17 protein-coding genes and 1 pseudogene are annotated in these 19,651 nt (G+C 64.0%); 12 read left to right on the top strand and 6 right to left on the bottom strand.

The annotated features are described in order from the left end of the window. The first annotated feature begins 53 nt into the window (after positions 1-53). From PIN01S_RS14660 to PIN01S_RS14640, 5 genes are all read left to right on the top strand, one after another. A complete protein-coding gene (locus tag PIN01S_RS14660; RefSeq protein WP_084336426.1) occupies positions 54-617 on the top strand; it encodes a GNAT family N-acetyltransferase in 564 nt (187 codons plus the stop codon). A gap of 571 nt (positions 618-1,188) precedes the next feature. Then, entirely contained in the window at positions 1,189-2,919 is a 1,731-nt protein-coding gene (locus PIN01S_RS14655) for an extracellular catalytic domain type 1 short-chain-length polyhydroxyalkanoate depolymerase (RefSeq protein ID WP_084336425.1), read from the top strand. A 110-nt stretch (positions 2,920-3,029) separates the two neighbouring features. Next, a complete protein-coding gene (locus PIN01S_RS14650; protein ID WP_084336424.1) occupies positions 3,030-4,511 on the top strand; it encodes a sigma-54 interaction domain-containing protein in 1,482 nt (493 codons plus the stop codon). A gap of 535 nt (positions 4,512-5,046) precedes the next feature. After that, complete coding sequence (locus PIN01S_RS14645) at positions 5,047-6,312, top strand: OprD family porin (RefSeq protein ID WP_084336423.1); 1,266 nt, start codon at positions 5,047-5,049, stop codon at positions 6,310-6,312. Between the two features lie 96 nt (positions 6,313-6,408). Then, complete coding sequence (locus PIN01S_RS14640) at positions 6,409-7,176, top strand: 3-hydroxybutyrate dehydrogenase (RefSeq protein WP_084336422.1); 768 nt, start codon at positions 6,409-6,411, stop codon at positions 7,174-7,176. 120 nt (positions 7,177-7,296) lie between these two features. Here the strand turns inward: PIN01S_RS14640 and PIN01S_RS14635 are convergent, their stop codons facing one another. Next, positions 7,297-7,866: an isochorismatase family protein gene (locus PIN01S_RS14635; RefSeq protein ID WP_169715833.1), complete on the bottom strand. Its 570-nt coding sequence runs from the start codon at positions 7,864-7,866 to the stop codon at positions 7,297-7,299. Between the two features lie 251 nt (positions 7,867-8,117). Between PIN01S_RS14635 and PIN01S_RS14630 the strand changes: the two genes are divergently transcribed. The 3 genes and pseudogenes from PIN01S_RS14630 (at position 8,118) to PIN01S_RS14615 (ending at position 11,140) form a co-directional block, all read left to right on the top strand. Continuing rightward, entirely contained in the window at positions 8,118-8,405 is a 288-nt protein-coding gene (locus tag PIN01S_RS14630; protein WP_084336420.1) for a YciI family protein, read from the top strand. Positions 8,406-9,115: 710 nt separating this feature from the next. Next, positions 9,116-9,301: pseudogene (locus tag PIN01S_RS14620) on the top strand (transposase); the annotation flags it as partial. Between the two features lie 333 nt (positions 9,302-9,634). After that, a complete protein-coding gene (locus tag PIN01S_RS14615; RefSeq protein ID WP_084336418.1) occupies positions 9,635-11,140 on the top strand; it encodes a flavin-containing monooxygenase in 1,506 nt (501 codons plus the stop codon). Here PIN01S_RS14615 and PIN01S_RS14610 read toward each other — a convergent pair. The 4 genes from PIN01S_RS14610 to PIN01S_RS14595 form a co-directional block, all read right to left on the bottom strand. Continuing rightward, a complete protein-coding gene (locus PIN01S_RS14610; RefSeq protein ID WP_084336417.1) occupies positions 11,132-11,866 on the bottom strand; it encodes a carbon-nitrogen hydrolase family protein in 735 nt (244 codons plus the stop codon). The two genes, PIN01S_RS14615 and PIN01S_RS14610, sit on opposite strands and share 9 nt — an antisense overlap. 136 nt (positions 11,867-12,002) lie before the next feature. Next, entirely contained in the window at positions 12,003-12,707 is a 705-nt protein-coding gene (locus PIN01S_RS14605) for a glutathione S-transferase N-terminal domain-containing protein (protein WP_084336416.1), read from the bottom strand. A gap of 374 nt (positions 12,708-13,081) precedes the next feature. After that, positions 13,082-13,534, bottom strand: coding sequence for a hypothetical protein (locus PIN01S_RS14600; protein WP_084336415.1), 453 nt, complete (start codon positions 13,532-13,534; stop codon positions 13,082-13,084). An 80-nt stretch (positions 13,535-13,614) separates the two neighbouring features. After that, positions 13,615-13,983: a cupin domain-containing protein gene (locus tag PIN01S_RS14595; RefSeq protein WP_425287685.1), complete on the bottom strand. Its 369-nt coding sequence runs from the start codon at positions 13,981-13,983 to the stop codon at positions 13,615-13,617. Positions 13,984-14,076: 93 nt separating this feature from the next. Here PIN01S_RS14595 and PIN01S_RS14590 point away from each other — a divergent pair, with 93 nt between their 5' ends. The 3 genes from PIN01S_RS14590 (at position 14,077) to PIN01S_RS14580 (ending at position 17,641) form a co-directional block, all read left to right on the top strand. Then, the gene (locus tag PIN01S_RS14590; RefSeq protein WP_084336413.1) at positions 14,077-14,784 is read left to right on the top strand and encodes a lipoate--protein ligase family protein; all 708 of its coding nucleotides are present in this window, start codon (positions 14,077-14,079) and stop codon (positions 14,782-14,784) included. Between the two features lie 148 nt (positions 14,785-14,932). Then, the gene (locus PIN01S_RS14585; RefSeq protein ID WP_084336412.1) at positions 14,933-15,349 is read left to right on the top strand and encodes an MAPEG family protein; all 417 of its coding nucleotides are present in this window, start codon (positions 14,933-14,935) and stop codon (positions 15,347-15,349) included. Positions 15,350-15,721: 372 nt separating this feature from the next. Beyond that, complete coding sequence (locus PIN01S_RS14580) at positions 15,722-17,641, top strand: DEAD/DEAH box helicase (protein WP_084336411.1); 1,920 nt, start codon at positions 15,722-15,724, stop codon at positions 17,639-17,641. 4 nt (positions 17,642-17,645) lie between these two features. Here the strand turns inward: PIN01S_RS14580 and PIN01S_RS14575 are convergent, their stop codons facing one another. Further along, positions 17,646-19,274: a Na+/H+ antiporter gene (locus PIN01S_RS14575; protein WP_084336410.1), complete on the bottom strand. Its 1,629-nt coding sequence runs from the start codon at positions 19,272-19,274 to the stop codon at positions 17,646-17,648. 186 nt (positions 19,275-19,460) lie between these two features. Between PIN01S_RS14575 and PIN01S_RS14570 the strand changes: the two genes are divergently transcribed. Beyond that, entirely contained in the window at positions 19,461-19,637 is a 177-nt protein-coding gene (locus PIN01S_RS14570) for a periplasmic nitrate reductase, NapE protein (RefSeq protein ID WP_084336409.1), read from the top strand. Positions 19,638-19,651: the final 14 nt, after the last annotated feature.

Genomic DNA, 19,651 nt, shown 5'->3' with positions numbered 1-19,651 from the left:
GACCTTTGGCGGCGTTTGAATGACGGTAGATTTTCGAATGGAGCCTACCCACCATGTCCAACACCGCCAGAGTCCTCGACTTCCCCCAACCTGTACCGCAAGCCCCCAGCGCCTACTGGGTCGAGTCCCTTGCCGACGGCACCCACGTGCTGATCCGCCCGCTGCGCCCCGAAGACCGCGAGCGCGAACGCGAATTCATCCAGCGCCTGTCTCCGGAAGCCCGGCGTTTCCGCTTCCTCGGCACGGTCAAGGACGTCAGCCCGCAACTGCTCGACCAGCTCATGGATGTGGACTACCAGGACCGCATGGCCTTCGTCGCCCTGACCCATGAAGACGGCAAATTGGTGGAAGTCGGCATCAGCCGCTACGCCGCCACCGAAGCCGACAAGCAGTGCGAATGCGCCGTCGCCGTGGCTGACGATTGGCACGGCCGGGGCCTCTCCGCCGCGCTGATGAACCACCTCATCGAAGAAGCCCGGCAGAACGGCTTCGAGAAAATGGTCTCCGTCGACCTGATGGACGACCGCCGCATCCGCGACCTCAGCGCCCAGCTCGGCTTCCGTGCTGAACGCGACCCGAACGACTCGAGCCTGGTGATTCACAACCTGCAGTTGTAAGGGGGCTGGGTTCGACCCGGGGAGTTAGGGCCTGTTCGATGGCTCGAGGGCGGGGAGCTGCGCTTGGCTTAGCTCCACCCTCTCATAACTGGGTGTCTCTCCGAGCCTCTCCCTCAAGGGTAGAGAGGATAGTTCGTGCAGGCCCGCAGGTACTGTGTAGGGGCGAATTGCCGATCGTTCCCACGCTCCGCGTGGGAATGCCTCCCGTGACGCTCCGCGTCACAGCGGCAGACAAGCCAGCGCAAGGCCAAGCCTCAAGGTGACAATGAGGCAATCCGGATGTGCAGGAACATAGGATCTACGAAATTTCTCCTGTCTCAATTTCTGGACATCTGTTTCTCGATTACTGGACACAATCCTTCCCAATTCCGGCGTCCATGGGCGAAACCGTCCGAAATCCTGGAAACCGGCCCGATGCTGATCTGCTAATGAAGGCTAACTAACTGATATCCATGAGAATATTCCGTTGGCACGGATATTCCATTCGCTCGGCTGGCGTTTGCCTGCCTCGATGGCTGTTTGGTGGGCAGACCAAACCTCCAGAAAATAAAGTCAAGAATGGAGTAAGCCCATGCGAAACCGATCCTTGCCACAAGGCGGGGCGGATCACCGCTCTTGCCGGTCCCTCACTGCCTCCCTGTTCGCGTTGCTGATAACCCTGCTATTGCCCACCCATGCCCTGTCGGGACAAACCCACGCCTATACCTCCCCGCAGCAGGCGTATAGCGGCTCCCGGGAGCGCAATTACAAAGTCTACGTTCCCACTGGCATCACCACCCCGGCGCCCATGGTCATGGCGCTCCATGGCTGCAAGCAGACCCACGACGACGTGCTCAACGATTGGGGGATGAAGGCGGCGGCAGATCGCTATGGCTTCATTCTGGTTGCCCCCTTCATCACCACTTACGACGGCTTGCGTAACCAGAACTGCTGGGGTTTCTGGTTCGAGCAGCACATTCACGAAGGAGGAGGGGAGGTCGAGGACCTGCACCAGATCGCCTTGCAGGTGGAGTCCAACTTCCCGATCGATCCCAACCGGCGCTTCATTACCGGCCTCTCGTCCGGCGGGGCGATGGCCGTGGCCGCCGCCGTGGCGCACAACGAGTACTGGGCCGCGGCAGCACCGGCGGCCGGGCTTCCCTACAGTGAGGATGCCGCGTCGGTCTCGCTGTCCGGCCAATGCCCTGGCTCGGCGACCTTCCACAGTGTCAGCCAGGTGGCGGCCGATATGGCGGGCGAAGCGGACGACGCTTACCCGATTCCCTTGATGGTTCTGCAGAACCGGAAGGACTGCACCGTGCTGCTCACGGCGGCCAACAACATCCGCGATGTCCATTTGCAGGTATTCGGCCCCGTCAACTTCAAGACCGCCGCGGCGACAAAGGCGTCCGACACCGTCTGCTCGCCGTACTACCAGAACAACTACGGCTGCCAGCGCATTACCTACACGCAGGACGGCACCACCGCCACCCGTTCGTTGGTGGAGACCGTCTTTTACGATGGCCCCTTGGCCACGCCCAATACCCAGGACACCGATCACGGCCATTACTGGGCCGGCGGGACCGAGGGTAACAACGGTAAGTGGTCGGTGCAGGTCGGCCCCAGCTATCCGGATATCGTCTGGGACTTCTTCAGCCGTCACAGCCGCGATGGCAGCCAGCCGCAGGGGCATCCAGTCATCACGCTGCTTGGCGACAATCCCCTCACCCTGGCCCTCAACAGCGCTTTTACCGACCCCGGTGCTACGGCCAGCGACCGGGAAGACGGCACCCTGGCGGTGTCCGCTGACTGCAGTGCGGTGAATACCTCGGCGGTTGGAAGCTACAGCTGCCGTTATTCGGCCACCGACAGCGACAACAACACCGGCACTGCAACACGCACCGTGGTGGTCAATGATCCCAGCGCCCCGGTGGAAACCTGTCAGCAGATCACCGCCTCGCCCAGCGCGCATATCGGCGCCGGCCGGGCCTATGCCGGTGGTGTCTCCAACCTGCGTGCCTATGCCAATGGAGATAAGGTGGATATTGGTGGCTCGTTCGATACCTGGAGCAGCGTCGTCCTGTACGAGGGCAAGGCGGGAATCTGGTACTCCCAGCGTCCCGCGGCTTGCAGCGGTGGCCCCGTTAGCGGCACCTGCCAGGATTGGAACGCCACCAACCTCAGCCACGTCATGGCCGGGCGCGCCTATTACGGCTACTACACCGTCGGCGGCAACGATTACCTGGGCAGCCTCTCCGGGGTGAACACCTGGGTGAAGCAAACCGCAAGCGGCCATTTCGAAGCCGGGCGATGCAGCAACTGAGGCACTCGTGCCTATGAGGTAAAAGGCGCGCCTGCCCAACCGGGGCGCGCCTTGTCCGTGCGGCAAGACCGCTCCCCATAATCCCTAACCTTCTGTGGAACCCTTGCTGTATGGCCATTTCCCGCGACGATCTCGACCAACACGGCCTGATCATCGGCGTGTCGCCCGAGCGTTTTCGCGCCATGGCCATGCCGCTGTTGTTCGATCATCTCAATGCCCAGTGCGAGGGCACCATCGCGGTCAATCGTGAGGCGCGCATCGTCTGGATCAACGACAAGTACGCCGAGAAGGTGGGTATCCGCGACCCGCGTAGCGCTCTCGGCAAGGCCGTCGAGGACGTGTTGCCGGCCAGCCGCTTGCGCGAAGTGGTGGAGAGCGGCCAGCCGAGCATGCTCGACCTGATGGCCTTTGGCGACGAGCACTTCGTGGTCACTCGCATTCCCCTGCGCGACGAGGACGGTACGCTGGTCGGGGCGCTGGGCTTCGTCCTGTTCGACCGTGCCCGCCATCTCAAGCCGCTGATGGGCAAGTACAACGCCTTGCAGAGCCAACTGCTGGCGACCCAGAACGAGCTGGCCAAGGCGCGCCGCGCTCGCTACACCATCGCCGGCTTCATCGGCGCCAGCGCCGCCGCCAGCGAGGTCAAGCGCTTGGCCCGCCGCGCCGCCCAGCTCGACGCCACCGTGCTGCTGCGCGGTGAAACCGGCACCGGCAAGGAGCTGCTGGCCCAGGGTATTCACAACCTGTCGCCACGGGCCAACGGCCCCTTCGTCGCGGTCAACGTCGCTGCCATCCCGGAAACCCTGGTCGAGGCCGAGCTGTTCGGCACCAGCCCCGGTGCCTTCACCGGCGCCGACCGCAAGGCGCGCATCGGCAAGTTCGAGGTGGCCAACGGCGGCACTCTGTTCCTCGACGAGATTGGCGACCTGCCGCTGCAACTGCAGGCTAAGCTGCTGCGCGTGTTGCAGGAGCAGGAGGTCGAGCCGCTCGGCTCCAATCAGGTCAAGTCGCTCAACGTGCGGGTGATCGCCGCCACCCACATCGATCTGGAGGCCAAAGTGGCCGCCGGTCAGTTCCGCGACGACCTCTACTACCGCCTCAACGTGCTGGTCTTGAACGTGCCGCCTCTGCGCGAGCGCCGCGAGGACATTCCCACCTTGGTCGAGCACCTGCTCGACGACATCGCCAACCGCTCGGGCCAGGCGCCCATGGAGCTGAGCCAGAGAGCTTTGGCCCTGCTCGGCCGGCAAGCCTGGAAAGGCAATGTGCGTGAGTTGCGCAACCTGCTGGAGCGGGCGCTGCTGGATGCCGAGGGCCCGTTGCTGGACGTCGCACAGTTGCAGCCGCTGCTGACTGCGCCCGACATACCCATGCCGCCGGCCGCCCCGGCCAGCCCGCCCGAGCAAACCATGCCGCTTACCGACGAGCCCCTGCAACCCCTGGCGCAAAGCGTCGCCGCCGCCGAGCGCCGTGCTCTTCAGTTGGCCCTGGCCGCCTGCGGCGGCAACCGTCGGCGTGCCGCCAGTGAGCTAGGCATCTCCCGCGCCAGTCTGTACAGCAAGTTGCAGCAGCATGGCCTGAACCTGCGCTGAACGGCGCGTCCAGAAAACTGGACAAGCGCCGCACCGGCAGTCGCCATATTGAACATGTCCAGATTCCCGTACACCGTGCTTACGCCGCCAAACCCGGCCGACGTCCTGGGTTGGGGCGGCGCAAGCCGCATAGTTTCTGGCCTGCTGCTGATCCGTGGTCTTTTCGTAACGACCTCGGCCGAGCTGGCATGCCTTTCGCTCTTAGGAAAGCCAGTACGCGTCGGACTCGACGTCGGAAGTCGACGTGCCCCCAGAGCGCACGAGAAAACAACAACAAAAGGAATCGCTCCCATGGCTCTCTCAGGTATTCCGCTGCCCCCCGCATCACTCATCGTGCAATCGAGACGGCTGGAGGCGCGACGGTTCCACGTCGCGAGCCCGAGGCTGCGCGAAGCCCTGTAAGTCTGCGTGCGGGTCCTCTCCTGGGACCCGAACTTTTCCGTTCACCCAACCCACGGCGCTGCCCCGGCAGTCGCTGCCAGGACGGCTGTGGGCCAAAAAGCCGTAGCGACAATAACGACAAGAGGAAATACCCATGCGACACACGCCGACATTCACCTGCCCACTGCTGGCTGCGAGCCTTTCCCTGGGGCTGTCCGCCCCGGTTTCCGCTGCCTTCGTCGAGGACAGCAAGGCGGTGCTGGATGCCCGCAACTTCTACATGAACCGCGACTTCCGCCAGCGCGGCGCCGCCCAGTCCAAGGCGGAGGAGTGGGCACAGGGCTTCATGTTGCGCTTCGAGTCCGGCTACACCGAAGGCTCCGTCGGCGTCGGCTTCGACGCCATCGGCCTGCTCGGGATCAAGCTCGACTCCAGCCCGGACCGGATCGGCACCGGCCTCCTCAAGAGCGACCGGGAGGCGCCCAAACGCGCCCAGGACGAGTACGGCGAGACCGGGCTGACCGCCAAGCTGCGCGCCTCCAACAGCACCCTCAAACTCGGTACCCTCCAGCCTTCGCTGCCGCCACTGATGCGCAACGACAGCCGCCTGCTGCCACAGACGTTCCGCGGCGCCTGGCTCACCAGCAACGAGGTGGAGGGCTTGAGCCTGGATCTCGGCCGCATCGACCGGGTCAACCAGCGCGACTCCTCGGACAACGAGGAAATGACCGTCTTCAACGGCGGCAAGCGCAACATCGTGCTGGGCAGCGCCAAGACCAGCGACGAGTTCCTGTTCGCCGGCGGTCGTTACCAGTGGACCCCGGCGCTGTCCACCAGCTACTACTACGGCGGTCTCGACGGCATCTACAAGCAGCACCTGGTCAACCTGGTGTACCAACTGCCGCTGGGCGAGACGCAGAGCCTGAAGTCGGATATCCGCTTCGCCCGCTCCCGCGACGACGGCGGTAGCAACGTCGACAACGACGCCTTCGGTGCGCTGTTCACCTACCGCCTGGGACCCCAGAGCTTCACCGCCAGTTACCAATACTTGAGCGGCGACACCGGTTTCGCCTACATCGCCGGCTCCGACAATGCGCTGGCCCACTTGGTGCAGATCAACGACTTCGGCAACCAGGACGAACGCTCCTGGCAACTGCGCTACGACTTCGACTTCGCCGCGCTCGGGATTCCGGGGCTGACCTTCATGACCCGCTACCTGTCCGGCGACAACGTCGAGCGCGGTGCCGGCCTGAGCGAGGGCAAGACCTGGGAGCGCAACACCGACATCGCCTATGTCTTCCAGGACGGCCCGTTGAAGAACCTGGGCCTGCGCCTGCGTAACGCCACCACCCGCAGCAACTTCGGCAGCGATCTGGACGAGAACCGCGTCATCGTCAGCTACAGCATTCCGCTCTGGTGAGGCCGTCTTTCGCTTGCTCTCTGGTGTAAAGCTTGCCGGGCCCCGGTGGCCCGGTCTTTTCTCGTTACTGTGAACCCCCGATTAGGAGGCCCCGTTATGCTCAGTGGAAAAACCGCCCTGGTCACCGGCTCGACCAGCGGCATCGGCCTGGGAATTGCCGAGGTGCTTGCCCGCAGCGGCGCCAACGTCATCCTCAATGGCTTCGGCGATTGGCAGGCGGCGGCCGATCAGCTTTCCCGCTTCGGCGGGCGGGTTGGCTACAACGGCGCCGACCTTGGCGACCGCGCGCAGATCGAGGATCTGTTCGACTACGCCCGCCGCGATTTCGGCCGTGTCGACATCTTGGTCAACAACGCCGGGATACAGCACGTCTCGCCCGTGGAGAGCTTCCCCATGGAGCGCTGGGACGCGGTGATCGCGCTCAACCTCACGGCGGTCTTTCACTGCACGCAACTGGCCTTGCCCGACATGCGAGAGCAGAACTGGGGACGCATCATCAACGTCGCCTCGGTGCATGGCAGCGTCGGCTCCATCGGCAAGGCGGCCTACGTCGCGGCCAAGCATGGTGTGCTCGGGCTGACCAAGGTGGTGGCGTTGGAAACCGCCTTGAGCGGCGTGACCTGCAATGCCATCTGCCCCGGCTGGGTGCTCACCCCGCTCGTGCAGCAGCAGATCGATGCGCGTGTCGCCGTGGGCGAGTCGCTCGACAGCGCACGCACGGCACTGCTCGCGGAAAAACAGCCTTCCCAGGCCTTCGTGACCCCGCAGCAACTGGGCGATCTGGCGCTGTTTCTCTGCAGCCCGGCAGCCGAGCAGGTACGTGGCGCAGCCTGGAACATGGATGGCGGTTGGCTGGCGCAGTGAACGGGCGCGTGGATGGAGCGTTCCCGCGCTCCGCTCGTGGGTAGGGGCGAATTTATTCGCCCGGCGGAGCATCGATCGTTCCCACGCTCCGCGTGGGAATGCAGCCCGTGACGCTCCGCGTCACCCTTCTGTGCGACTCCCGAATTCGACCTCCGCAGTCGGCGCGGCCGCATTGGCGCGTCCAGGGTAGGCAAGCCAGCGCAGGGCGATGTTGAGGTCGTCGACCACGCTTTGCGCCTCGATCACCCGCCCAGACGAAAGCACCATGTCTTCGGTCGTATGCGCGTCGCTGAGCAAGGTAACGTCGAACCCTCGCTCCAGTGCGGCATAGGCCGTTGCACGAATGCACCAGTTCGTCGCCGCCCCGGCCAGGAAAACGTGTGCGACACCGAGCCCGTCCAGCAGCGAGTCAAGCTCGGTGCCTTCAAAGGCGGAATTGAAGTGCTTGCGAACGAGCGGCTCCGTTGGCAGTGGCGAAAGCTCTGGCACCCACGCCCAGCCCGAGGTGTCGTACTTGAGTTCGGCATCGTCATGCTGGACCCAGACGACAACCACACCCGCATCGCGAGCACGCCGAACGGCGAGCGCTACGTTCGCGACGATGCGGTCGCGCTCCCAGGCATTGGCCACGACGTCGACCTGGACATCGACGACGACCAAGGCCGCATTGGAACCGGAACGAATGGACATGGCGAGGATTCCTTGTCGAAGGGCCAAAGAGTGAACGTAGCCCAGAAAAGCGTCAGCGCAATCCGGGAAGATGCCGGACTGGATCGTTCCCACGCTCCGCGTGGGAACGCAGCCCATGAGGCCCCGCGTCACTTCCCCGGCGCCCCCGGCTAGCCAGCCTGAAACAACCGGGCTATACCTTAGGGCCGGTACGCGCCAGCGATACCGCCCATAACGGAATGCACCTAACAACCATCAGGAGAATAGGCCCGATGTTCGTCGTACTGCTCACGTTCTCAACCCACAAAGACAAGGCCAGCCAATTCATGGAAGGCCACAACGCCTGGATCAAGCGCGGCTTCGACGACGGCGTGTTCCTGCTCGTCGGCAGCCTCCAACCCAAGCGCGGCGGCTGCGTCATCGCCCACAACACCTCGCTGCCCGACCTGCAAACCCGCGTCAACGACGACCCCTTCGTGGCCGAACAGGTGGTCGAGGCACAAATCCTCGAAATCAGTGCGGCGAAGGCGGATGAACGCTTGAAGTTCCTGCTGGATTAAAGCCCTGGCTGGGTTGCTGGGTCGTTCCCACGCTTTGCGTGGGAATTCTGCGCGGCGCTCTGTGCCATGGTTTGGATGGTTTTGGCTGGGTATCCAATATTGCGCTGCGTCTCAAGTGAAAAACACATAGCTGCAGCTTGTAGTTAAAAGAAGGGCAGGAACGATCATGTAAACCAGGAAGTCACTCATCGACCCATGCTTTAAAGCTCGGATACCTTCGCCGAACGAGAGCGCAACTAGAATCAATGCTCCAATGCCGAAGACCAAGTGCTCCTGTTGATTGCTGCTGAACCCTAGAAAAATGGGACCCAGGGCCGCACCAATCCACGCGAAAGCAACACCTTTCGCACCTAAGAAGGTTGTGTAAATGTCTCGGTTCATTGACGACCTATTTCGTATGACATGAGCAGGCGACTCGAGAGGGCTGGATGGAAAACCGCTTGGGGAGGCCCAACCTGACTGAGCCGCTAGGATCGCTTTTGCTTGGTTGAGTTTGCAAGCTCCACGTGGGAATGCATCCTGTGACGCTCCGCGTCATGGTCTTGCGGTTGAGAGTGGCAGCTATCGGTCAATTCTGTTGAAAAAGTCGGTTTCTGAGAGAGTTGCTTATCGACAGCTCAAAAAACGCTCGATTTCGACGCTGCTACGTAAAAACCAAGGCAGTTCCGTCTTCTGAACGCACCGGATTTCAACGTCGTTCACGCTCTTTCATCTCTCGTTGCGAACGGAAGAAGGTGGAGATGCTGTTCGCCCACCTCAAACGGATCATGAAACTCGACCGCTTACGACTGCGTGGACTGACGGGTGCGACTGACGAATTCACCTTGGCCGCTACTGTGCAAAACCTGAGACGTATGGCCAAGCTGCTGCCTCACGGGCCACCACTCACGGGATAGGCGCGCCTGCGGCGAGCAGAAACCCTCGAATTAACCCTCAGACCTGGGCAAGGAAGCTCCGTGAAACGCCGAAAGGCAACTTGAAGTGGCTTCCAGCCACTTCGACAGCAGGCACATCCGATCGGCCGGCTGCCGCTGAACCTACTTTTTCAACAGAATCGGCCGATACCCGCCATCCCCATCAAACCGCACGCAATCCTTCCCCGCGCCGTTCTTTCACCAAATACCCCCATCCAAACGACCAGCAGCGCTCCCGCGCCAAATGATCTAGCCTCGCCTGAAGGTCGGGATGCCGTGCATCCCGAAGGTTAGAAGCCAAACGGGAGGCGCGCCATGCAGGATCATTTCGATGTGCTGGTGATCGGTGCCGGGTTGTCGGGCATTGGGATGGCGTGTCAGTTGGCGATGCAGGTGCCGGAGGCGCGGGTTGGGATCGTCGAGCGGCGGCAGGCGATTGGCGGGACGTGGGATCTGTTTCGCTATCCTGGCGTGCGGTCGGATTCGGACATGTTCAGCTTCGGCTATTCGTTCCGCCCCTGGAATGAGCTGAAGGTGCTGGCGGATGGGCCGTCGATCCGGCGTTATGTGGTGGAGACGGCGCGGGCGTTCGGGGTCGAAGAGAAGATTCGTTTCGGCCTGAAGGCGACGCGGTTTTCCTGGTCCAGCGAGCGGCGCGAGTGGACGGTGACGGCACTGGAGGAGGCGAGCGGGCAGACGCGCTCCTTCACGTGCAGGCTGCTGATCGCTTGCACCGGTTATTACGACTACGACGCCGGCTATCTGCCGGATTTTCCTGGTGTCGAGCGCTTTCAGGGGCTGCGTATCCACCCGCAGCAGTGGCCGGAGGACTTGGATTACAGCGGCAAGCGGGTGGTGGTGATCGGCAGCGGCGCGACGGCGGTAACGCTGGTGCCGGCGATGGCGGAGCGGGCTGCCCATGTGACCATGCTGCAGCGGTCGCCGAGCTATGTGTTCTCGGTGCCGGCCTACGACAAGCTGTCGGAGGTGCTTCGGCGGTTTCTGCCGGATCGATGGGTCTATGCCTGGGCGCGCCGGCGCAACATCTTCTTGCAGCGGACGATGTTCAAGGCGGCGAAGCGCTGGCCGGGGCTGGTGCGGCGGCTGTTGCTGGCCGGGGTGCGCAAGCGGTTGGACGGGGCGGTGGACATGCGTCATTTTACGCCGCCGTACAACCCGTGGGACGAGCGGTTGTGTGCCGTGCCGAATGCCGATCTGTTCGAGGTGCTGCGCAAGGGAAAAGCCTCGGTCGTCACCGATCGCATCGAGACCTTCACCGAGCGGGGCATCCGCCTGGTGTCCGGGCGGGAGCTGGAGGCGGATATCGTGATCACCGCCACCGGGTTGCGCTTGCAGGCGTGCGGCGGGGTGACGGTGGACGTGGATGGCGTGGTGCAACCGATCCACGAGCGGCTGACCTATAAGGGCGTGCTGGTGCAGGACGTGCCCAACTTCGGTTACATCTTCGGCTATACCAATGCCTCTTGGACGTTGAAGGCGGATATCGCCGCGGCCTACCTGTGCCGGCTGTACCGCCACATGCGCGAGGCGGGGCGGGCGGTGTTCACCCCGAAGGCGCCGGAGGGCGAGGCGCTGGAGGAGAGTGTGATGAGTTCGCTGCGCTCCGGCTATGTCCAGCGCGGGCAGGCGGTATTGCCTCGGCAGGGGCGGCATCTGCCCTGGCGGGTGCTGCACAGTTACGAGCGGGACCGGGTGATGCTGCTGGAGCAGCCGATCCAGGACGAAGCGCTGGTGTTTTCCGAGGCGTCGCCGGGGCCGGATGCAATCGAGGCAGCGCCCACGCCTTCGATTTCACCGTAAGGGTGAGTGGATGCTCAGCGCTTCGCTGAGCGTATCGAACAGGAGCAGGCCTTCTTCCTCTTCGCCCAGTTGCCCCAGCCGTTCGCCCCGGTCGTCCCAGACGGCCGACTGCCCGGCCGTGACGAAGCCATCCACCGGGCCGACGCCGTTCGCCAGCAGCACCGTCATGCCGTGCCGTTTTGCCACCTCGGAGTAGTGCGCCCGGGCCTTGGCGACGCCATTGGCGGACTTGGCCACGCTGGCCAGGTAGACGTTCGCGCCCAGGCGGGCGGCCTGTTCGGCGTGGTCGGGTTGCAGGGACTCGTAGCAGATGGCCGGTGCCAGCACGGCATCGCCTGCACGGATCACGACTTGATGATCGCCGGGTACGAAGAAGGGCAGCTCGTCGTCAGGGAGCAGTTGTTTGGAATAAACCTCCCGGGGCTTGTGCGGCTGGACGATCAGCATGCTGATGCGGGTGCCCTCCGGCGCCGGTGTGGGAAGCCCGGCGCCGATGATGATTCGATGGGCATCGCTGAGGTGCTGGAGTTCGTCCAGTAGCGGGCTGTTCCAGGGCAGCGCCAGCTCCCTGGCCCGGACGGTCTCGTAGCGGGTTAGCGAGAGTTCCGGGAAAACGATCAACTCCGCGCCGAGCCGGGCGGCGTGTTCCACGAAGCGGCAGTGCTTATCGAGGTTCTGCCGGAGGTCGCCGGAGACCGAGGCGAGCTGGGCGGCGCAGAGTTTCATGGTGTGGGTTCCTTGCGGTCGTATCCGTGCTATTGGCTTTCGGGCGTTCCGGTATGCATGCCTGGCCGAGGCTGCGGCCCTCTCCCGTATATACGGGAGAGGGCGGGATGTGCGGGTATCGAAGCGCAGGGGAGAATCACCCCCGCTTCGGAATCCCCAACCCCCGCACCACTGCCGGGCGGGCGAGGAAGGCGTCCAGCACACGGGTGACGTTGCCGAAGCGCTCGATTTCCACCAGTTCGCCGGCTTCATAGAAGCCGATCAGGTTGCGTATCCAGGGGAAGGTGGCGATGTCGGCGATGGTGTAGGTGTCGCCCATGATCCAGGCGCGGCCTTCCAGGTGTCGGTCGAGCACGTTGAGCAGGCGCTTGGCTTCGTCGATGTAGCGTTGCAGCGGGCGTTTGTCTTCGTATTCGCGGCCGGCGAATTTGTGGAAGAAGCCGACCTGGCCGAACATCGGGCCGATGCCACCCATCTGGAACATCAGCCACTGGATGGTCTGGTAGCGGCCAGCGGCGTCCTGCGGGATGAGCTGGCTGGTCTTGTCGGCGAGGTAGATCAGGATCGCGCCGGACTCGAACAGCGGCAGCGGGCGGCCATCCGGGCCGTTGGGGTCGATGATGGCGGGGATCTTGTTGTTCGGATTGAGGGAGAGGAACTCCGGGGACATCTGGTCGTTGGTGTCGAAGCTGACCAGGTGCGGCTCGTAGGGCAGGCCGGTTTCTTCCAGCATGATGGAGACCTTGACCCCGTTGGGCGTGGGCAGGGAGTAGAGCTGCAGGCGGTCCGGCTGGCTGGCGGGCCATTTGCGGGTGATGGGGAAGGCGGACAGGTCGGTCATGCGGACTCCTTGGGATGACAGGACGGACAGGGCATTGGACATCCGCAGGGCCGGTCGTGACTCAGGCTGTCCGTCGATCGGGCGGATGACTGCCGAAGCGTGCAACTGTCCTCTGTCGCGTGTCTTCGATGCAAGTGCTGGCAGGTTGATCGGCCGGGCGCTTTTTCGCAGGCAACAAAAAACCCGCCGAGGCGGGTTTTTTACCTGACCATTCCAACGTCCTGTCGGGAGCCATCCAGGCCATGGTCGATCATCCTTGATCCTGAGTGCGCGTCCTGTGCATCAGAGGATGTGGGAAAGCTTACGTGCCGGCTGGCTGAGAGAAAATGGTCGATTGCCGTCAGCGCGTGTAAGCCTTTTGCTATTCGAGGCTGTCACTCGCCCTTGGCGATCGGTTTGGAACGGCCCAGGAATGAGTAGATGAAGTTGCCGAAAAAGGTGAGCTGGGCGGCTCTGGAGTGCGTTCCGACAGTGAACTGGACGGCACCGTGCTCGTCGGTCAGATCGCCGGTGGTGCCGAGGATGAACGAGCCCACCAGGCGCTCGGCGCCGGGTACGCATTCGATGGTCTGGACGTGGCCGCAGAGCGCACTGTCCAGGGCACGGGGGGAGAGCACCAGCTTCACTACGCGGTCAAGCACGCGGATGCGGTACTCGTCGCGGTTGGCGTCGCGTTCCCCGGCGAGGCCGGGAATGTCGACGTGGGCGCAGTACTCGCTGAAGGTCGCGCAGAGCTGGTGGAAATGCTCGCGGATCGTGCCGTACTCGGCGATCTGCTGGACGAGGTGGGTCAGCGGCTGTGGGGCTTCCTGTTGTGGTGAACGCATGGGCGGCTCCTTCTGGTTCTTGTTGGCGGGGCAAGCCTAGCCGGTGGCGCCGGGCTGTCCAGTCGGCGCGATTCGGTCCCTCAAATCCACACGTCGTTCTGCGCCGTGCGCTCGCCGCCTTCCTCGCCCGTGTTGAGTACGCCGCGCGGCTCGATCAGCATCAATTGCACTTCGCTCTCGGCGTAGGGTTTGTGCTCCACGCCTTTGGGCACGATGAAGAGTTCGCCCGCCGACAGGTGCACCGCGCCGTCGCGGAAGTCGATGCGCAGTTGGCCGTCCAGCACGATGAAGGTTTCGTCGGTATCGGCGTGGCTGTGCCAGATGAAGTCGCCCTGGATCTTCACCAGCTTGAACTGGTAGTCGTTCATTTCCGCAACGACCCGGGGTGACCAGTGGTCGTGGATGAGGCCGAGTTTCGCGGCGAGGTTGATGGGACGGTAATCGGTCATGTTCATCGGCTCCTGATGGTGGGCATTCAGTCTGGACGGCGACAGCGGAGCGGTCTTGTATGATCATGCGCTTTTCCTGCCAGGAGCCTGCCCATGACGTTCATCCAGCGCCATCCCGTGGAAGCCGGGCTCGATGCCGAGCGTGCCCTGCTGGACCGTATCCACAGTGGCGAGCAGGACTGCGGGCTGTTGTTCTGGCAGCCGCAGGAGCAGGCCCTGGTGATGCCGAGGCGGCTCAGCCGGTTGGCCGGCTTCGAGGCGGCGCAGGCGCATTGCCAGGCACTCGGCTGGCCGGTGGCGTTGCGCGATACCGGCGGCGAGCCGGTGCCGCAGTCGCCGGCGGTGCTGAACGTGGCGCTGGCTTATGCGGTGCCGCGCGAGGAAAGCGAACTGACCCGCCTGGAGACCGCCTACCTGCGCCTGTGCGATCCGCTCTGCGACTGGCTGCGTGCGGCCGGCCTGGAGCCGGGGCTGGGCGAGGTGGAGGGGGCGTTCTGCGACGGCCGCTACAACGTCAATCTGCGCGGGCGCAAGCTGGTCGGCACGGCGCAGCGCTGGCGGCGCCGGCCGGGCGACGGGCGCAATGTGGTGCTGGCCCATGGCGCAGTGCTGATGGAGAACCAGCGGCAGGCGATGGTGGAGCTGGTCAATGCGTTCTATCAGCGCTGCGGGCTGGACGACCGCTGCCGGGTGGACGCCCATATCGCTTTGGATGAATGCCTGGATGAGGTCTGGCCGCGCAGCGCCGATCTCTGGCAACGCTACCGCACCACCCTGGCCGGCCTTGGCCTGCGCGACTGAGGCGGCCTGTCGCCTTCCGCTCTCAACACTCGCTTTCCTGCATGGATTCCATTGTGGACAGCCATCGGGCAAGACAGTAGCGTCTTCGGCTGGCCCAGGTCTGCTGCCGGATCTGGCGCCGCAACGACAACAACAAGGAACATGGCCAATGGAAATGATCTACCCGATGTTCGCCCTGGTGCTGTTGAAGTTCGGGGTGGGCTTGAGCCTGGGGATTTCGCGGGTGCTGAGCGTCAAGCGGAGGCAGGTCGACCCCCGCTATTACCGGCTGTTCTGCGGTTCGCCGCCACCGGAGCATGTGCAGAAACTGGGGCGGAATTTCTCCAACCTCTTTGAAGTGCCGATGCTGTTTTACATCGCCGGGGTGATGGCGATCGCCCTGGGCATCGACAGCCCCTTGCTCCTGGCGCTGGGCTGGGCGTTCGTGGTGTCGCGGATCGTTCACTCGGCGATCCACATTACCTATAACAACTCCTTCCATCGATTCCTGGCTTACTTGGTTTCGAGCGTGATCGTGCTGGTCATGTGGATCGATCTGGTGGTTGTGGTGGGTGGGCGGGGGTGAGGGGCTGTGCCGTGACTTGACGAATTTCGTTCGGCTTGAGTCCGCCCCCTCACCCCAACCCTCTCCCCAGAGGGGCGAGGGGGTAGTTCGTGCGTGACCGTCACTCTCTAGCATGGGCGAATCTATTCGTTTGCCATTACCTTCGGTGGTGGCGACCGTTGCACATAAGTATCGAACTCGCACATACCGTCCCCTCGCCCCTCTGGGGAGAGGGCTGGGGGGGACGCCTAGTTGTGAGGGGGCGGAGTCTCGGTCTGACCAAGACTTGCCGACCAACCACCTACCAGACGAACCAAACGCCCCACCCATCCCGCACCACCCGACAAAAACCCCTTATCATTCCGCGCCTTAGCCCTATTGTGAGATAGCCGAATGCCATCTGCTGTCGAGCGCTACAAGGCGCTCCTGTCTGGGATGCTGGCCCGTTATTTCCCGCGCACCACGGCCTATCTGCGGGCCGAGCGCGAGGCGGCGGCTGCGCAGGCGAAGCCGCGTTCGCGCAGCAAGAAAGCCGGAGCCAGGAGCGCCAAGCCCCGCGCAAGGAAAACCACCGACGCCAAGCCCAAGCCGGCGAGTACCGGCATCTACCCGGCGACGCTGATGCCGGTGGAAGCGGCGCAGGTGCAGGCGATGCGCGAGCGGGTCGCCGAGGCGGTGCGGGCGGGGATCGTGAGTGCGCCATCGGACGAGCAGTGGGCGATGATCCTGGGCCGCGCGCCGCTCACGCGGATTTTCGCCGGGGCGGGGTCGGGGAAGTCGACCACTCTGGTGTTGCGGGTGGTGTTCATGCTCTGCCACCTGGGCATCGATCCGGGGCGGTTGACGGTGATTTCCTTCACCAATGCCTCCTGCACTCAACTGCGCGAGCAGTTGCTGAAGGTGCTCGGCTTCTGGGGCTTCTCGTTCGACGCCGCGCAGGCGCGCAAATGCGTGCGTACCTTCCATTCGGCCATGGGCACGTTGGCCAAGGAGGTGCTGGGCAATCCGGCCTGGTTCGAGCAACTGGACGAGCCTGCTGCGGAAGGCGAGCTGGACAACCCGTTGCTATCCGGTCGCCTGCGTCCGGCCCAGCAGCGCCTGTTGAAGCAGGTCTACCAGGACACCTATGCCAAGGAACCGGCCTTCCGCGAGCGGGTGCACCGTCTGCTGGACCTGCCGCCTCCCCCGGAGGAGACCAAGGGCAAGCCCAGGGCGCCGCTGGATGGCTTCGCCCTGGCCGGCGAGTTCGCCGCACTGCCGTTGTTCGAGGCCTTCTACGTGCAGGCGGGGTTCATGGAAAGCATCGGTCTGCGTCCCGGGCGGATCGACGCCCGAACGCTGTCCTGTTCGCCGCGGGAGCGGTGTTTCGTCGAGGCACTGGCGCTGTTCTGGCAGCGCTTCGAAACGCGACTGACGGAGCAGGGCCTGACGACCTTCAACGGCGCTTTCCAACGGCTCACCGATTCCCTGGCCGACGACGGCGGCCGTGTTCCGGCCGAGGCCCTGCGGCCGCTCAGCCATCTGCTGATCGACGAGTTCCAGGACATTTCCCCGCAGATCGTCCTCTGGTTGCAGGCGGTCCACCGCCGGCTCGTCCGCGAGAAGGAGAAGGTCAGTCTGATGGCCATCGGCGACGACTGGCAATCGATCTATGGCTGGCGCGGCAGCTCGCCGGAGCTGTTCATGGACTTCGATCGCCACTTCCCGTCGAAGGGCAAGCGCAAGAGCGCGGTGCTGCTGCTGGAAACCAACTACCGCTCCATCGAACCGGTAATCCGCGATGCCGAGGCGGTGCTGGACGGCGTGACGTTCAAGCAGGCCAAGACGAGCAAGGCGTTCAAGGCGATGCAGCCGGGCGATCACGGTGTGAAGCTGGTGCCGCGCTTCGATCTCAAGGCACGGCTGCCGGAGCTGCTGGCGGAGATCAAGACACAGTGCGGGCACGTCGCCGCCAAGGGTTCGACCGAGCGCACGGCGGTGCTGGTGCTGAGCCGGCGCAACGAGCCGTTGCAGCAGATCCAGGCACAACTGGACAAGACGCTGCCGGTGAAGGGCTACACCATCCACCGCGCCAAGGGCCTGCAGGCCGAGGTGGCGATCATCGTCGATGAGTGCATGCCACCGGAAAAACACCCGCTGCGCAACGCGCTCTACGCGCACTCCGGGTTCTTCCGCAACAGCTACGACCAGGCCATGGCCGACGAGGCGCTGCGCCTGGCCTATGTGGCGATCACCCGTGGCGTGAGCCGGGTGCTCTGGTTCTATTCCAAGCCACAAGGGGCGACGCAGGTATTGGCGCAGCGCAGTCGCTGAGTCATCACCCCATCAGCGCCGCCTCGGCATAGTCCAGCTCGCGGATCAGCTCCTGCAGCATCTGGTCGTCGATGACATGGCGCTTGCGCAGGCGGTACAGCTCCTTGCGTTCGGCCTGGATCGCCTTGATGCGGATTTCCGTCTCCAGGGCCTTGGTGCGGCGGGCCTGGTTGGCCATGTCGTGGCGATCCATCAGTACTTCGAGGTTGTGGCGGTAGGCCTCGATCACGCCGGTGGTGACCTCGTTGACCCGTAGCGCCGCGTCGGCGTCGCCGCTGGGGTGCGACTGTTTCCAGCCTTCCAGCCAGCGGATCGCCGCCTGCGCCGCGGCGCGCCGGGCCTTGCGCAGTTCCTGTTCGTGCTCTTCCAGGTCGTTCATCGGCAGGAACCGGAGGAAGTAGGGCACGCCGAAGCTGCCGATGGCCAGGGAGAGGATGATCACCGCGGCGGCAATGAAGATCATCGGGTCGCGGCCGGGGAAGGGGGCATCGCCGATCATCAGCGGCACCGAGAGCACGCCCGCCAGGGTGATGGCGCCACGCACGCCGGCCACCGAGCTGAGCGCGGAGAGCAGGGCCACCGGCTGTGGTTCGTGGGGCTTGCCGCGCAGGCGGGCGACCAGTGCCTCCCAGTGGTGGTAGGCGTAGACGAAGGCATAGCGGATCACCAGCAGCAGCGCCATGATCAGCACGGCATAGAGCATCAGCAGGGGCAGGTTGTAATTCTCGCCGCTGGCGTTCTCCCAGACGCGCTCGATGATGCGCGGGAATTGCAGGCCGAGGAGCAGGAACACCAGGCCGTTGAAGCTGAAGTCGAGCATTTCCCAGATGCTGCGGTTGATGATGCGCGTGCTGGTCTTCACCGGCAGCATGTCCACCCGGCTCTGCACCATGCCGGCGGCCACTGCCGAGAGGATGCCGGACATGCCGGCGTGCTCGGCGAGGAAGAAGGCGGCGAAGGGTAATAGCAGCATGGTGACCACGTAGCTCGACGGGTCGTAGAGCTTGTGCGACGTCATCCACTGCTTGAGCTTGCCGACCGCCCAGCTCAGCCCGGCGCCGATGGCTAGGCCGCCGACGGCGACCAGGAGAAAGCCGCCGGCCACCGAGGAAAGCGAGAAGCTGCCGGTCACCGCGGCGGCGACGGCGAACTTGAACGACACCAGGCCGGTGGCGTCGTTCATCATCGCTTCGCCTTCGAGCTGGTGGCTCATGTGGCGCGGCAGCCGGCCCTGGGCGATGGCGATCACCGCCAGCGCGTCGGTGGGCGAGAGGATGGCGGCGAGGGCGAAGCTGGCGGCCAACGGAATCGACGGCAGCAGCCAATGGATGACGTAGCCGGCCACCACCACCGTGATCAGTACCAGCAGCAGCGACATGGCGGCGATCTGCCCGCCGTGGTCGCGGAACTCGCGCTTGGGTATCCGCCAGCCGTCGTAGAACAGCAGCGGCGGAATGAACAGCAGCATGAAGAGTTCCGGGTGCAATTCCACCTGCATGCCGAACGGCGGCAGGGCGATGGCGCAGCCCATGAGAATCTGCAGGATCGGCAGCGGTACGGGGAAGACGTTCGCCACGATGCGGCTGATGGCGACGGCGAGCAGGAGCAGGAAGATGAGGTTGAGAATATCCATTGGCGGCAACTCTAGACGGCGAGCGAAACGGGCTCCATGACCTGGCGCAATGAATCCCGTATCGGAGCGTAAGAGTAGCTGGCGAAGGAGCAGAACCTGACCGTTCGTCCAACTGGTGGAAGGAAGTACTTGCGTACCACGAAGGGCAACTATGCTTTCCCGAAAGGACCTGCGCGAGCCTCGACCATGCATTCGACCCCCCAAGGCCGTCCTGCACCCGACAGCAAGCAAGCGGAAACCCGTCTCTTCATTTTCCTCATCGTGTTCCTGTTCCCGATCCTCAGCGTCGTGCTGGTGGCGGCCTACGGGTTCGTCGTGTGGATTTTCCAGATGCTGATCTTCGGCCCGCCCGGGCCGGGTTGATCGCCCTCGCCAAA

Source organism: Pseudomonas indica NBRC 103045, from assembly GCF_002091635.1.
Lineage (GTDB): Bacteria > Pseudomonadota > Gammaproteobacteria > Pseudomonadales > Pseudomonadaceae > Pseudomonas_M > Pseudomonas_M indica.
Note: the sequence above shows the minus strand (reverse complement) of the source record. Positions and strands in the feature narration are given on the sequence as shown.